Source organism: Oleiphilus sp. HI0132 (assembly GCF_001635845.1).
Genome location: NZ_LWGJ01000412.1, coordinates 1 through 13,082, shown reverse-complemented (window position 1 = coordinate 13,082; position 13,082 = coordinate 1). Strand labels below are relative to the sequence as shown.

At 43.7% G+C, this 13,082-nt stretch carries 14 protein-coding genes; 9 read left to right on the top strand and 5 right to left on the bottom strand.

Going from position 1 to position 13,082, the window contains the following annotated elements; all coding sequences use genetic code 11:
• Window positions 1-191: 191 nt before the first annotated feature.
• Entirely contained in the window at window positions 192-689 is a 498-nt protein-coding gene (locus tag A3766_RS32470; protein ID WP_068512899.1) for a cold-shock protein, read from the bottom strand.
• Between the two features lie 310 nt (window positions 690-999).
• Here A3766_RS32470 and A3766_RS05100 point away from each other — a divergent pair, with 310 nt between their 5' ends.
• Window positions 1,000-1,239: a SlyX family protein gene (locus A3766_RS05100; RefSeq protein WP_068512900.1), complete on the top strand. Its 240-nt coding sequence runs from the start codon at window positions 1,000-1,002 to the stop codon at window positions 1,237-1,239.
• Between the two features lie 79 nt (window positions 1,240-1,318).
• Here the strand turns inward: A3766_RS05100 and A3766_RS05095 are convergent, their stop codons facing one another.
• Window positions 1,319-3,361 carry a nucleoside-diphosphate sugar epimerase/dehydratase gene (locus A3766_RS05095; protein WP_068512903.1) on the bottom strand — a complete coding sequence of 681 codons (2,043 nt, stop codon included), beginning with the start codon at window positions 3,359-3,361 and terminating at the stop codon, window positions 1,319-1,321.
• 200 nt (window positions 3,362-3,561) lie between these two features.
• Between A3766_RS05095 and A3766_RS05090 the strand changes: the two genes are divergently transcribed.
• Window positions 3,562-3,900, top strand: a complete 339-nt coding sequence (locus A3766_RS05090; protein WP_068512906.1) for a helix-hairpin-helix domain-containing protein — start codon at window positions 3,562-3,564, stop codon at window positions 3,898-3,900.
• 107 nt (window positions 3,901-4,007) lie between these two features.
• On the opposite strand, the gene A3766_RS31875 is transcribed toward A3766_RS05090, so the two are convergent.
• Window positions 4,008-4,484, bottom strand: coding sequence for a pilin (locus A3766_RS31875; protein WP_068637743.1), 477 nt, complete (start codon window positions 4,482-4,484; stop codon window positions 4,008-4,010).
• A gap of 517 nt (window positions 4,485-5,001) precedes the next feature.
• On the opposite strand from A3766_RS31875, the gene pilB reads away from it, so the two are divergent.
• The 7 genes from pilB to tsaA all read left to right on the top strand — a co-directional run bounded on the left by pilB (window position 5,002) and on the right by tsaA (window position 11,028).
• The gene (gene pilB, locus A3766_RS05080; protein ID WP_068512909.1) at window positions 5,002-6,708 is read left to right on the top strand and encodes a type IV-A pilus assembly ATPase PilB; all 1,707 of its coding nucleotides are present in this window, start codon (window positions 5,002-5,004) and stop codon (window positions 6,706-6,708) included.
• 3 nt (window positions 6,709-6,711) lie between these two features.
• A complete protein-coding gene (locus A3766_RS05075) occupies window positions 6,712-7,926 on the top strand; it encodes a type II secretion system F family protein (protein WP_068637737.1) in 1,215 nt (404 codons plus the stop codon).
• Between the two features lie 133 nt (window positions 7,927-8,059).
• On the top strand, window positions 8,060-8,929 hold the full coding sequence (locus tag A3766_RS05070) for an A24 family peptidase (RefSeq protein WP_068512915.1): 870 nt from the start codon (window positions 8,060-8,062) through the stop codon (window positions 8,927-8,929).
• Window positions 8,930-8,950: 21 nt separating this feature from the next.
• Complete coding sequence (gene coaE, locus A3766_RS05065) at window positions 8,951-9,574, top strand: dephospho-CoA kinase (RefSeq protein ID WP_082865443.1); 624 nt, start codon at window positions 8,951-8,953, stop codon at window positions 9,572-9,574.
• Window positions 9,567-9,800: a DNA gyrase inhibitor YacG gene (gene yacG, locus A3766_RS05060; protein ID WP_068637738.1), complete on the top strand. Its 234-nt coding sequence runs from the start codon at window positions 9,567-9,569 to the stop codon at window positions 9,798-9,800. The genes coaE and yacG overlap by 8 nt, the downstream gene beginning before the upstream one ends.
• Window positions 9,801-9,823: 23 nt before the next feature.
• Complete coding sequence (locus A3766_RS05055; RefSeq protein ID WP_068637739.1) at window positions 9,824-10,267, top strand: HIT family protein; 444 nt, start codon at window positions 9,824-9,826, stop codon at window positions 10,265-10,267.
• Between the two features lie 14 nt (window positions 10,268-10,281).
• Window positions 10,282-11,028, top strand: coding sequence for a tRNA (N6-threonylcarbamoyladenosine(37)-N6)-methyltransferase TrmO (tsaA, locus tag A3766_RS05050; RefSeq protein WP_068637741.1), 747 nt, complete (start codon window positions 10,282-10,284; stop codon window positions 11,026-11,028).
• Here tsaA and A3766_RS05045 read toward each other — a convergent pair.
• Window positions 11,025-12,461, bottom strand: coding sequence for an HDOD domain-containing protein (locus A3766_RS05045; protein ID WP_068641831.1), 1,437 nt, complete (start codon window positions 12,459-12,461; stop codon window positions 11,025-11,027). The genes tsaA and A3766_RS05045 overlap by 4 nt on opposite strands.
• A gap of 174 nt (window positions 12,462-12,635) precedes the next feature.
• Complete coding sequence (gene ccoM / locus A3766_RS32465; protein ID WP_304438928.1) at window positions 12,636-12,752, bottom strand: cytochrome c oxidase subunit CcoM; 117 nt, start codon at window positions 12,750-12,752, stop codon at window positions 12,636-12,638.
• Between the last annotated feature and the right edge of the window lie 330 nt (window positions 12,753-13,082).

Genomic DNA, 13,082 nt, shown 5'->3' with positions numbered 1-13,082 from the left:
CCTTGGGACAATGATGAAGCCTGCGCACTAAGCCTGTTAGAGATGTATGAACTTGAGGTCAGGTGTGCCGCACATAGCTGGCAAGAAGGGGAAGATGAAGCAGGTGAATATTGGAATGCCATCACCCGAAACGAAAAAAAGCTTATCCGCTGGGGATAAGCCTTTTCTGTAGAAGCTAAAGAGCTAGAGGCTTACTTGGCAACCGAAACGTTGTCTGCCTGCATACCCTTCTCACCCTCACTCAAATCAAAGCGCACTGCTTGGCCTTGACGCAATGAGCGACGACCGCGACCACGAATTGAACGGAAGTGAACAAAAACATCTTCGCCCGCATCGGTCGTAATAAAACCAAAACCTTTATTCACATTGAACCATTTAACGGTACCGGACTCTACACCCTCAGGTGTATCATCGTCGTCATCAGACTCAGATGCTTCTTGCGCATTGTTACTTGAAGCAGAAGAAGACGAAGACTGTGCCGCAATTTGCGAAATGGCAGATGCAGCAAAAAACATCAACCAAACCAAAGCGTAAAAGCCGCTACCATTTTCACCTGAAAGGAAATTCTCGGCTGTAAGGCCTTGTGGTAATACTGAAGCAGACGAAGCCAATACCAACATAACGTAAGGAAATGGCAGCGCAACAACCGCACTTACTAATAATTTTTTAGATAAACTCTGTGTAGACATGTAAATTTTCTCGTTAAACAAACTCTTAAAATAGTGGAATTGGTTCAGCAAACACCATTAAGGAAAAAATATCTGCATCCCCCACCTGTGAACAACCCTGTAAAAGTATTGGCAATCGACAGGTAACGCTGCATTGACCTGTATAAACACGACCAGACTCAACGCAAGCCGAGCATGATAACAGATTTTTGGCTCACACAATATCTTGCTTAGAACTTATTCGATTCTACAGTCAACACACTAAATTCTTGAGCACCGGGTAATATGTATTACAATAGCGCCCTCTCTCCATACTTAAGATAGTAAAAACATGAGCCAATCAGAATTACCCGAAGCCCTTATCGAAAAACTTAATGAACGAATCAGTGAGCTCGAAGTTAAACTATCGTTTCAAGATGATTTACTGAACACCCTCAACGATGTAATCACTAAGCAGGACAGGGAAATCCAAGATTTGTGGGTAGCGAACCGACTATTAAAAGAAGGGCTTGGGGAACTTAAATCTGGCAGCGCAAGCACTGAGCAGGAGCCGCCCCCGCCGCACTATTAGCACTATTAGCACTATATAAAGTAGTGCTAAAAAGCGAGATAACTCTGCTCACGCCACCCTCATTTGGCAGCGCAGTAAATCAGGCCAGTTTTTTGGGCGATTTTGAAATCGAAACCACTTTTGGCTTTACGGGTGCTTCTTCATTCGCTGAAGCATTATGTTCGGGTATCAACTCATGCTGAGATTGCTTCCAAACAAGGTCATCAATCTCGTTCGATGGGTTATACCCTAGAGGCGCTTTAAGTAGCGTCTCACGCACTGAAGAACAATCAAATAGATGAGAGTATTTATCAATCTTCTCAAGCAAGGCTTCTACTTCAACCCAAGGTAATGAGATCTCACGACCTTTCATAATTCGAGAATGACTGGTTGGTAAAGGGTCGTCGCCAATCAACAACTCTTCGTATAACTTCTCGCCTGGTCGTAAGCCGGTATACTGAATTTCGATATCACCATTTGGATTATCATCATCCTTCACCTCAAGGCCCATTAAGCGAATCAGCTTACCTGCCAAATCGGCAATTCGAACCTGCTCGCCCATATCAAGCAAAAAGACATCACCGCCCTCGCCCATTGAGCCTGCTTGAAGTACCAACAAGGCTGCTTCAGGAATGGTCATAAAATAGCGAGTAATATCAGGGTGCGTTACCGTTACCGGGCCACCATCATTAATTTGCTTACGAAACAGCGGTACAACAGAACCCGAAGAACCTAATACATTGCCAAAGCGAACCATGCAAAAACGTGTATCGTTCTGGCGCTGGGCTAAGCCTTGAAGTACAAGCTCCGATAAACGCTTGGTTGCGCCCATCACATTAGTCGGGCGAACAGCCTTATCGGTTGAAACTAACACAAAGGTATCTACCCCTGCTTTAATCGCCGCTTCGGCACAATACCAAGTGCCAAAGACGTTATTGCGAACACCTTCAATGACATTGTGTTCTACCAAAGGAACATGTTTGTAAGCTGCGGCATGGTAGACCGTTTCGACAGCGTAGCTCTTCATGATAACTTCCATGCGATGCTGTTTCTGCACAGAGCCCATAATGGCATGCACTTCAGTCTTTAATGTATGTTTTTGAATATACTTGGAAATCTCTTGCTCAATTTGATAAAGGGCAAATTCAGACAATTCAAACAGGACAATCTTTCGCGGGTTTAGCTTGACGATTTGGCGACACAACTCAGAGCCAATTGACCCCCCCGCACCAGTGACCATCACCACCTTATTTGAGATACAACCCGAAAGCCTGGCCCTATCGGCCGCGACTTCATCACGCCCAAGCAGGTCTTCAATATCAACATCACGAATTTCTTCAATTCGCGCCTTACCGCTGACAACATCATTAATTTGTGGAATGGTCTGCACAGCAAGCGGGTACTGCTCCAAGCCCTTTATCACTTCAGCTCTTCGAGCCCTGGAAGCATGGCCCAAGGCTAACAAAATACTCTGCGCACCATAACGCTTGAGCACCTCAGAAATATTCTCGGGTGAATAAACGCGGATACCGTTAAGAATGCTACCGTGCTTACTAATATCATCATCAATAAAAGCAATTGGCTGAACCTGCTTGCCATGAAAAAGTATCGAACTTAGCTGCAAGCCAGACTTACCCGCACCATAGATAATCACCCGATCTTTGGATTTCATCATATCGCGGTGTACCAGAGAGCGAGCTAACATACGCGTCCCTCCGACAAAGATCATCGCTAAACACCAGTAAATAATGGGAACGGAACGAGGAATCGGCGCCTGAAATAAAAAGCCCAAAGCCGCCAACATAATAGCAGAGATAGAAACACCAGAAATAATCGCCAGTAAAGCATGATTACTCATATAGCGAATAACAGCCCGATATAAACCGAGACGCGCAAAAACAAAAATACTGGTAAAAACGGTGACAAAAGCGACTAACAATACGGAGCTATTTTCAAGCAAATAAAGTTCATCGTAACGTAAACTTAGGGCCATCCATAAGGCGAAAGGTAGACAAAGACTGTCTGCAAAAACCGTAACCAGGCGTTTCTGGTACCGGGGAAGGTGTAACAACTTACTTAGCACGTCCGATTTATCCTTATCATTCTCCAGTTTCTGAGCGCTTCTGCGAGCGCCTGACTTCATTTTAACCAAGTCCTTAGTGAATACAATAGTGATTGTCGCTAATTGTGTCAGTGAGTTAAATTAATTAGGAATAATCATAGAATTAGTATTCACTATCGCCTCTGAAGCCGTTAATATCGAACTTGCATGACACAAGCTTTGACACGGATTGCTCAATAGCCGTTCATGCACTTGATTCTATTAACGCAAGGAGCGAACTTATGAAATCAAACTCTTTTCTTTCTAACAACATCGCAAACATCCCTCCCCGCCTGCTTATCCCTTTTTTGTTTAGCTTGCTGCTTTCTTTCAGCAATATTAGCTATGCAGACAATGAACCAAATAGTTCAATACAAACCAGTAAGGCCATAAACATCAATAGCGCAGATGCTCAAACTATTGCCAAAGCATTGAAAGGCGTAGGTTTAAAAAAAGCTGAAGCCATTGTTGACTATCGTGAGCGCTATGGTGAGTTTGCCCGCCTCGAAGAGTTAGTTGCAGTAAAAGGTATAGGCAAAAGTACATTAAGCAAGAATGAACACTTACTTAGTCTTGAGTAAAACATTAATCTTTATGTTTTTATCAACCTTTCAGACACAAAAAACCCCGGACTAAGCCGGGGTTTCTCGTTAGCAGCCTTAAAGGCTAGCTAGTTCCTATGTAGCGATTACTTACAAGTCGCTGGTAGGAATTTATCAGCAATTGTTGTTGCTGCAGTATCACAAGCCCAAACAATTGTTCCCGCTGCATTGGCATCCGCTAAAGGATTTGTACCAATCGAAGGTACGAAGGCAAGATTACCTGCACCAGAGATCGCAGGAATCAGAGTCATATCAATAGTGATTGTTCCTGGATTTGTGTCTGTAGACTTATCAATCTTGATTGCCTTAATTGAACCAGTCTTCAAGTTCGCTTGGTCCCCAGCAACTACAGCAGCATACGAATCAATACCAGCTACACCACTATCAGCGAACATATCTGTTACTCCAATTTTCAGCGCAGCCGCAGAAACCATACCTTCAGTTACTTTCGCTCGAATCGTGTAATCCTGATAAGCAGGAATGGCAACCGCTGCCAAAATACCAATAATCGCAACAACGATCATCAATTCAATTAGCGTAAAACCTTGCTGATTCTTTTTCATATTCATAATATATCTCCAGATTTAGTATAAATGGCCGCTCGATTGTTTTAGTAGCCTGTTTGCTTTACTACTACCTTCAATCTGGAACCCATCTTTAAAGGTAAACTTGAGTCTACCCTTAAGGATGGCTTCGCGTCAGGAAAGTTGCTTGCTCTTCTAAGCGTTTGCAATCAGTCTTCACACTCTGCGTACCGACACTTAAACAATAGCAGGCAACGTGCCAATTACAAATATTAATATTATTTCCCTTATTAGTCAGTAGATTACAGTTCTTTTATAGAATTACCTTGAAGTATTATCACAAGTATTGGACCATACTCTTGATGACAGGAAGTGACAATATTTGTCAGTTACTCACACTATGCGAAGCTTTCTTTTAAATCTGAAAACTTCCACTACACTTCCTTATATATGTATGCGTTTATCAGCAAGCGCTAAACCGTTTAAAGCCAGTTATTTAGTCCAAACATTAGTTTGTGCATCTAAATGGTGAATTTAACTCAAGCAAAGAAGCCCCATGACAGCAGAAAACACGACACTTACTGGCTTGGCCAGAAAGTTTGTTTTGGATCAGTTACTCGATGAAGAAACTGCCCGAAAAGCACAGCTACACGCTCATCAGAACAATTTATCACTGGTTTCCCATCTGGTTCAAGCAAAAGCGGCTAAAGCCAAGGACCTAGCATTTTCTGCTGCGCAAGAATTTGGTATGCCTGTTTTGGACCTAAATGCCTTTCAGCAAGAATCCTTCCCCGAAAAGGTGGTTGATGAAAAGCTAATTAGAAAACACCATGCCCTGCCTTTATTTATGCGTGGCAATCGGCTTTTTATTGCGGTATCGGACCCAACCAATATTATTGCCCTTGATGAAATCAAGTTTCATACAGGCGCAAGTGTTGACGCAATACTCGTTGAAGATGACAAGCTTAATGCAGCCATCGAGAAGTATCTTGAGTCGCAGGATACAACGATGGGCGATCTGGACGATGCAGACCTTGACGACATCGATGTTGATCAGAGCGATGACTCAGACAATGAAGTGTCGGCTAGTGATGCGGATGATGCGCCGATTGTTAAATACGTCAACAAGATGCTACTCGACGCAATCAAAACTGGCGCATCAGATTTACACTTCGAACCTTATGAAAAAAGCTACCGCGTTCGCTACCGTACAGACGGTATATTACACGAAGTTTCAAAGCCCTCCATTAAACTGGCCCCCAAGATATCAGCCCGTTTAAAGGTTATGTCCCAGCTGGATATTTCTGAGCGGCGAATTCCTCAAGATGGACGTATTAAGCTAAAGCTATCAAAAACCAAAGCGATTGATTTCCGGGTGAATACCCTACCTACGTTGTGGGGCGAAAAAATTGTATTGCGTATTCTTGACCCGAGCAGCGCGAAAATGGGGATTGACGCATTGGGTTACGAAGACGTCCAGAAAGAGCTCTATATGGATGCGCTTCACCAGCCGCAAGGGCTTATCCTAGTAACCGGCCCTACGGGGAGTGGTAAAACAGTATCACTCTATACCGGTTTGAATATACTAAATACTGACGAACGAAATATCTCTACCGCAGAAGACCCGGTTGAGATTAACCTGGAAGGCATCAACCAGGTTAACGTTAACCCTAAAGTCGGGCTTGGCTTCCCTGAAGCACTTAGGTCTTTCTTACGTCAAGATCCTGACATCATCATGGTTGGTGAGATTCGAGACCTGGAAACTGCGTCTATCGCAATCAAAGCTGCACAGACAGGTCATATGGTTATGTCGACCCTACATACCAATAGCGCACCAGAAACTCTAACTCGTATGATCAATATGGGCGTTCCGGCATTCAACATCGCCACATCTGTCAGTCTTATCATCGCACAACGACTGGCAAGACGCTTATGCAGCGCCTGTAAAGAGCCTGCTGATATCCCTCCCGAAACACTAGAGAAGGAAGGCTTCACAAAAGAACAAATTGATACAGGTTTTACACTTTATAAACCAAAAGGGTGTGATAAATGTAATAAAGGCTATAAAGGCCGGGTGGGCATTTACGAAGTCGTTAAAAACACGCCTAAGATCGCTCAACTTATTATGTCCGAAGCCACTTCACTTGAAATCGCAAAGCAGGCAGATGAAGAAGGCTTTAACAACCTTAGAAAATCAGCACTTTTAAAGGCTATTGAAGGCGTCACCAGCCTTGAAGAAGTCGAACGTGTAACCAAGGACTAACACATGGCAAGCACCACAGATAAAACATTGTCCTTTTCCTGGGAAGGCACTGACCGAAAAGGAAATAAAACTACTGGCGTTATGGCCGCGGCAAACTCGGCCTTGGTCAAAGCACAGCTTCGTAAGCAAGGCATAAAACCCGTCAAAGTAAAAAAAGCGGCTGCCACTCGTGCGAAAGGGAAAAAAATAACCCCCTTCGATGTCGCTATTTTTACGCGCCAGCTTGCTACCATGATGAAAGCGGGCGTACCGCTTATTCAAGCCTTTGATATCGTTGCAGACGGCCTTGAGAATCCAAGCCTGCAAACACTGGTTATTGATATTAAAAATGAAGTCGCTGCAGGTAACAATTTTGCCGGCGCGCTTCGTAAACACCCTCAACATTTCGATGATTTATTTTGCAACCTAGTTGACTCTGGTGAGAAGTCGGGTGCACTCGAAACCATGTTAGACCGTGTTGCGACTTACATGGAAAAAACAGAGGCACTAAAGAAGAAAGTTAAAAAAGCAATGAGCTACCCCATTTCGGTACTGGTTGTCTCTTTTATCGTTACCACTATTCTCTTGGTAAAAGTTGTACCAACATTTGATGAAATGTTTAAGGGCTTTGGCGCCGAACTTCCTGCTTTTACTCAGTTTGTTGTTGGACTCTCTGAATGGATGCAGGAGTACTGGTTTATACTTATATTAACCATTGCGGGACTAGTCTTCGCATTTAAACAAGCAAGTCAACGTTCCGAGGCTTTCCGTGATGCAAGCGATAAGGCAAAACTCAAGATTCCTATCGTAGGTCCGATTATTGAGAAATCATCCATTGCACGCTTTGCACGCGTATTGTCTACCACTTTCTCAGCAGGTGTACCTCTTGTAGACGCTCTCGACTCAGTTGCCGGCGCAACAGGTAATATTGTTTATCGTAACGCCGTTTTTAAGGTGCGAGACGATGTAGCCTCGGGTACACAACTTCAATATTCTATGCGTTCTACCGGTGTGTTCCCCTCCATGGCAGTACAAATGGTTTCGATCGGTGAGGAGTCTGGTGCACTTGATACGATGCTAGACAAAGTCGCGACGCACTTCGAAGATGAGGTAGATGACCTGGTTGATAATATGACGGCACTAATGGAGCCGATTATTATGTCCGTATTAGGTGTACTGATTGGTGGTTTGATCATCGCAATGTACTTACCTATCTTCCAAATGGGAGCCGTTGTATAAGGTATATTCAAGCGGGTACACTTCTCGTGCCCGCCTTATCTACTACTTAAACCTGACTTAGGCTATGATTCCCCTCATTCGCAACTTTCACGCTAACAATAAACAACGATAAACGCCGCACCGGAACAATTTCATGCTCGCACTTTTCCAACACCTGAATGACAACCCTGCGTTCCTATACGCTTCAACACTTATTTTCGGTTTATTAGTCGGCAGCTTCTTGAATGTTGTCATTTTTAGGCTCCCTAAAATGCTTGAGCAAGATTGGGCACTTCAGTGCGCTGCATTTTTAGACCAGCCTGAACCAAAACAGGAAAAAATCACCCTATCGACCCCCAACTCGAGCTGCCCAAAGTGTCAGCATGCGATTAAGCCTTGGGAAAATATCCCTGTAATCAGCTATATCTTCTTGCAGGGGCGCTGTAGTCAGTGCAAAAACAAAATCTCGATCCGCTACCCTTTAGTTGAACTTGTCACAGCTTTACTTTCACTTGCCGCTATTTCCATCTATGGTGCAAGTTATGCTGGTCTTGCAGCACTTATCCTGACCTGGGTACTTGTGGCACTAACGATGATCGATGCCGACACACAACTTCTGCCAGATAACATGACGCTACCACTAATGTGGGGTGGTTTGATTCTCAACTACTACGAAACGTTTGTGCCCTTATCAAGCGCACTATGGGGCGCCATATTCGGCTACTTAAGCTTATGGCTAGTATTCCACGCCTTTAAGCTGCTAACAGGTAAGGAAGGCATGGGTTATGGTGACTTTAAACTTCTGGCAGCCTTAGGAGCCTGGTTTGGCTGGCAATCCCTGCCGATTATTATTTTGCTTTCTTCTGTTGTAGGCGCGGTGATTGGCATTTCCCTTATTATCATTAAGGGCCGGGATAAAAATATCCCGATCCCTTTCGGGCCTTATCTAGCCATTGCTGGCTGGATCTATATGATTTTTGGTGATGAGCTAGTTCGCTTTTGGCTCGGTAGCCTTCAAGCATAGCGCTGAATAGTGAGCATCATAGTGAATACTAATTCCAAAGCACAGCAGAAGCTTATTATTGGCTTAACCGGTGGTATCGGCAGCGGAAAAACTGCAGCGTCAGACGAATTCCAGGCATTGGGTATCTGTATTGTTGACGCCGATATTGTCGCCCGTGAAGTTGTTGAACCTGGCACTGCCGCACTCTCCAAAATTGCTACTCACTTCGGTACCGATATACTTACCAATACTGGTGAGCTTGATAGAGCAGCCTTGCGCCAAATTATATTTTCATCGAAAGATCAAAAACAATGGCTCGAAAGCTTACTGCACCCGATAATTCGAAGCGAAATCAAAAGGCAGTTAAACAGTGCAGACAGCCCTTATGTAATCCTCGTATCCCCTTTGCTTTTCGAGACCGATCAAGCTGAACTGGTATCACGAATATTACTTATCGATGTTCCTGTTGAACTCCAATTACAACGTGCAAGTGAAAGAGACCAAAATTCTACTGAACAAATTCAGAAAATTATTGATATGCAGCTCCCAAGAGATTATAAATTAGAGCGCGCAAATGATGTGATCAGTAATGACCGTGATTTAGCGAGCTTAAAACAAAATGTTCTTCGACAACACCAAGCCTATTTGGAGCTAGCAAGTGAGTAAGTCAAAAACTAACGCGTTAAAAGTAAACTGCCCGACTTGTAAAAAAGATGTTGCCTGGAGTGATGACTCGCCTTTTCGCCCTTTTTGTAGTGATCGCTGCCAGAAAATAGATTTAGGGGCATGGGCTGATGAGTCCTACACCATCCCTGTCGAAAGTGCCGAAGAATGGAGCGGAGTTCAAAGCGAACAAATCTCAAACAGTGGCAACTCTCAGAACTTCCACTAACACGTTCATGGTCGGAGCAAAAAATGAAGGACTGTATATTTTGCAAAATTATATCTGGGAACGAAGAAGCCAGTATTGTTTACGAGGATGAGCATTTTCTAGCTCTAATGGATGCCTACCCGCTTACTAAAGGACACTGCCTTATCATTCCAAAACGGCATTATGAGCGTTTGGATGAGCTCAATGCCAAAACGCGAGCCCAGCTATTTAATATCGGTAACAAAATTGTCGAAGCACAGAAAAAAGCAGGTTTAGGCATTCACGGCACCAACCTCTTGGTAAACGACGGCAAAGCAGCTAATCAGACTGTACCTCATCTTCACCTCCACCTTATTCCCCGAGAGTCCGGAGACTGGCTACGCGCAATTCCAAAAGTATTTCTTCATATTAGTGGCCTATTCGGTTTCAAAACACCGCGAACAATACTGGATGAGCACGCGCTTCAGATTAAACAATTTTATAAATAAGTCTCTAGCTGATAATGCCTGCACCTACTATCAACCCGAGAGAAGAAAGCTCAAACTCTCTTCAAGAAATAGGTGTATTGCACTCACCTTTTACTGAAAAGTTTGGTATTCCCCGGCAAGCTAACTTAATTACTTCAGCTTACGCTGAAATAGAACTTTACCCCCCTTATAACGACCCCGATGCATTTCACGGGCTTGAAGCGTTTTCTCATATTTGGCTAAGCTTCAGCTTTCACTTAAATGCTGATAAACCTTGGCGACCAATGATTCGGCCACCGCGCTTAGGTGGTAATAAAAAAATTGGGGTATTCGCGAGTCGTTCTCCCTTTCGACCGAATTCACTTGGGCAATCTTTGGTTGAACTACGGGAAGTTAGAATCCAAAACAATCAAGCAAGCTTGATCATCGCTTGCCCGGACATTCTGGATGGCACACCAATATTGGATATCAAACCCTATATTGATTATGCGGACGCTACCTCGGACTCGCGCTGCGGATTTGCAGAAGAACCACCAAAGCCAAGGCTAAAAGTAGTTTTAAACAAACCCTTTAAGGATAAAGCACAGCAATTATCGAGTTCGTACCCCGATGACCTATTGGCATTAATAGTCGAAGTTATTTCATATGATCCGCGGCCTGCATACAAACAAGATCAAGAAGATGAGAAGCTTTATAAGCTTAGACTATACGATTTGGATATTAGCTTCTCGGTAGAAGATGGTTTTGCGACAATAAGCGACATCGAGAAGCAATTGAGTTAGCGTGCTGCAAGAATTGTTAGCGCTTCTTTAGACTTATCTAAAAACCGATGAAAGCCTTCAAAATAACTTGTATTGAGCTCTCTCGAAGTCTGCCCCATATCCGCATAGATAAACCCGATTCGTTTACGGACAGTGGCTAAAGGCGATATAAAAAACCTTTTCTGACCTGTAATACCTAGGTATTCGGGCGATATAAATTGCGTTATGTGCTGGTAGTCCGAGTTACCTATCCAGGCAGCCTGATCACGTTCAAACAGGTTAAACAAGAAACCCGAACGGCTTCTTTCATATCGAACAACAAACTTCTCTCGCCACTTCTCCGTGCTCTGCCCTGAAGCATATTTAACGACTACCCTCTGGTGCTCTTTATCAAATATTGCCAAGGCGACGCGCTCAAGGCCGATGCCTTTATGAAGCCCTTGCAAGCAAAGCTTAAACACCTCATTGATATTAAAATCACCCGCTAACAGCTTATCCAAACGCTCCAGTGCTTCAAGCTCTATTGCAGTATTTGGCTGTAAGCCTTCAGTTTCATTGTCGTATTTTTTCTCTAATTCCTTTGCTGCTCGAGTGCTGGTTGGAATATGCTCAACCAATACTTTCTTGCCGAAGGAAGCAACAGTCTCTGCCGTTTCATCTGCTGTTTTCTTGAGTGCGAACATTGCTTCTGCTTCACCGATATTTTTAAATTCTGCGACGCGCTGCGCAACCTCCTTAAACTCTGCTGAATCCCAGCCGAGTAAAGCAACACGACTTATCTCATCTCCTAATATAACCGCTTGAACACGCGGGTCCTCTTCTCCTGAGCCCGCTAGAACATCGTTAATCAGGCCTTCAATTCGCCACTGTTTGGTCAGTGTTTTTGCTAAACGAGTTAAGCTAACGCCCAGGAACTTCTCAGCACAGCGATTTTTTTCTTCAATTGAAGAGCTAGGTTCAATCTCACGCTTAAGCAAGCGTACCTCAGATTCGTGGCACCCCAAGACCAACAGCTCAGCCAAATGGCTCAACAAAGAGGCGACAAATACCTCTTCCTGCTCCGTATTATTCAGCTTTTCACAGAGCGCTTTTGCTTGGTTTGCGCCATGAAGCGAGCGGGCAAGCATTGCGACTAATAAGGGAGATGGGGAATCTTTCAGTACTGCTTCGAGTACTTTGATCGACAAACAAATTGAGCGAATATTCTTGAAACCAATATTGATAACCGCACGACTGACCGTTGTCACTGCAATATTACTAGGGTTGAAAGTTACTGCGTTAGCAACACGTATGATATTGGCAGTCAGGCTTACATCCTTAAGAATAACTTCTGCCAATTGGGCCCCAGAAGACTCATCAGAAGCCGTAACTTGGTCTAGCTCCTTAATTAAGGTTGAGAGAACAGCCGCCTCGCTTTTCTCGAGGGTACGCATCCAACCATGTAAACCTTTCATTCAATATTCCTAATTTGAGTTTAATACTCAGTCTAGCAAGGGATTCAGAAAAGAGTAGTGTTTGGAAGTGAGAGGGTATTTGAAAAAGCGTCTATGACGAAGCTCTTGAATAAGAGCGGGGAAACACAAACCAGATCAAGAGAATTATGACCTGGTTTTTTCAAGTAAAGCGAACTAACTTTTTTTAGATTTCTGAGCGTCTTTATAAGCAAAATAGCCAAAGCCACCTAGAAACACAACAGTACCCGCAACAACCAATAAACCCGCAATGATGGTCTCATCTATATACATAATAAAATCTCCTCTAGTTAATAAAGAAAATTTATCATGCTCTAGTGATTCAGCACATGACACACATCAATCGCTTGGCAACTATCCCTCAGCTAAGCCAAAGTTCCCCGAACTAAGCAGCAGCTTTTGTCTGTTGGGTTTTATTTCTTTGAGCAATGATAAACAAAGGCTTAGAAAGACAAGCCAGTTTGCAACCATATGCGACGAGTATCTTCGCCCAAGGCATCTGCATTATAGTCAGCATATTTAGCTGTAAAACTAAGCTCATGAAACTTGAGCTTTACCTCAGCTTGCAGCTCTGTGCCGATTGATGATTCAGCGCCAGGAGCC

Bases quoted from the DNA above. Each gene is read 5' to 3' on its own strand.
- A3766_RS32470 (WP_068512899.1), bottom strand. From the start codon at position 689: ATGTCTACACAGAGTTTATCTAAAAAATTATTAGTAAGTGCGGTTGTT.
- A3766_RS05100 (WP_068512900.1), top strand. From the start codon at position 1,000: ATGAGCCAATCAGAATTACCCGAAGCCCTTATCGAAAAACTTAATGAA.
- A3766_RS05095 (WP_068512903.1), bottom strand. From the start codon at position 3,361: ATGAAGTCAGGCGCTCGCAGAAGCGCTCAGAAACTGGAGAATGATAAG.
- A3766_RS05090 (WP_068512906.1), top strand. From the start codon at position 3,562: ATGAAATCAAACTCTTTTCTTTCTAACAACATCGCAAACATCCCTCCC.
- A3766_RS31875 (WP_068637743.1), bottom strand. From the start codon at position 4,484: ATGAAAAAGAATCAGCAAGGTTTTACGCTAATTGAATTGATGATCGTT.
- pilB (WP_068512909.1), top strand. From the start codon at position 5,002: ATGACAGCAGAAAACACGACACTTACTGGCTTGGCCAGAAAGTTTGTT.
- A3766_RS05075 (WP_068637737.1), top strand. From the start codon at position 6,712: ATGGCAAGCACCACAGATAAAACATTGTCCTTTTCCTGGGAAGGCACT.
- A3766_RS05070 (WP_068512915.1), top strand. From the start codon at position 8,060: ATGCTCGCACTTTTCCAACACCTGAATGACAACCCTGCGTTCCTATAC.
- A3766_RS05055 (WP_068637739.1), top strand. From the start codon at position 9,824: ATGAAGGACTGTATATTTTGCAAAATTATATCTGGGAACGAAGAAGCC.
- tsaA (WP_068637741.1), top strand. From the start codon at position 10,282: ATGCCTGCACCTACTATCAACCCGAGAGAAGAAAGCTCAAACTCTCTT.
- A3766_RS05045 (WP_068641831.1), bottom strand. From the start codon at position 12,461: ATGAAAGGTTTACATGGTTGGATGCGTACCCTCGAGAAAAGCGAGGCG.
- ccoM (WP_304438928.1), bottom strand. From the start codon at position 12,752: ATGTATATAGATGAGACCATCATTGCGGGTTTATTGGTTGTTGCGGGT.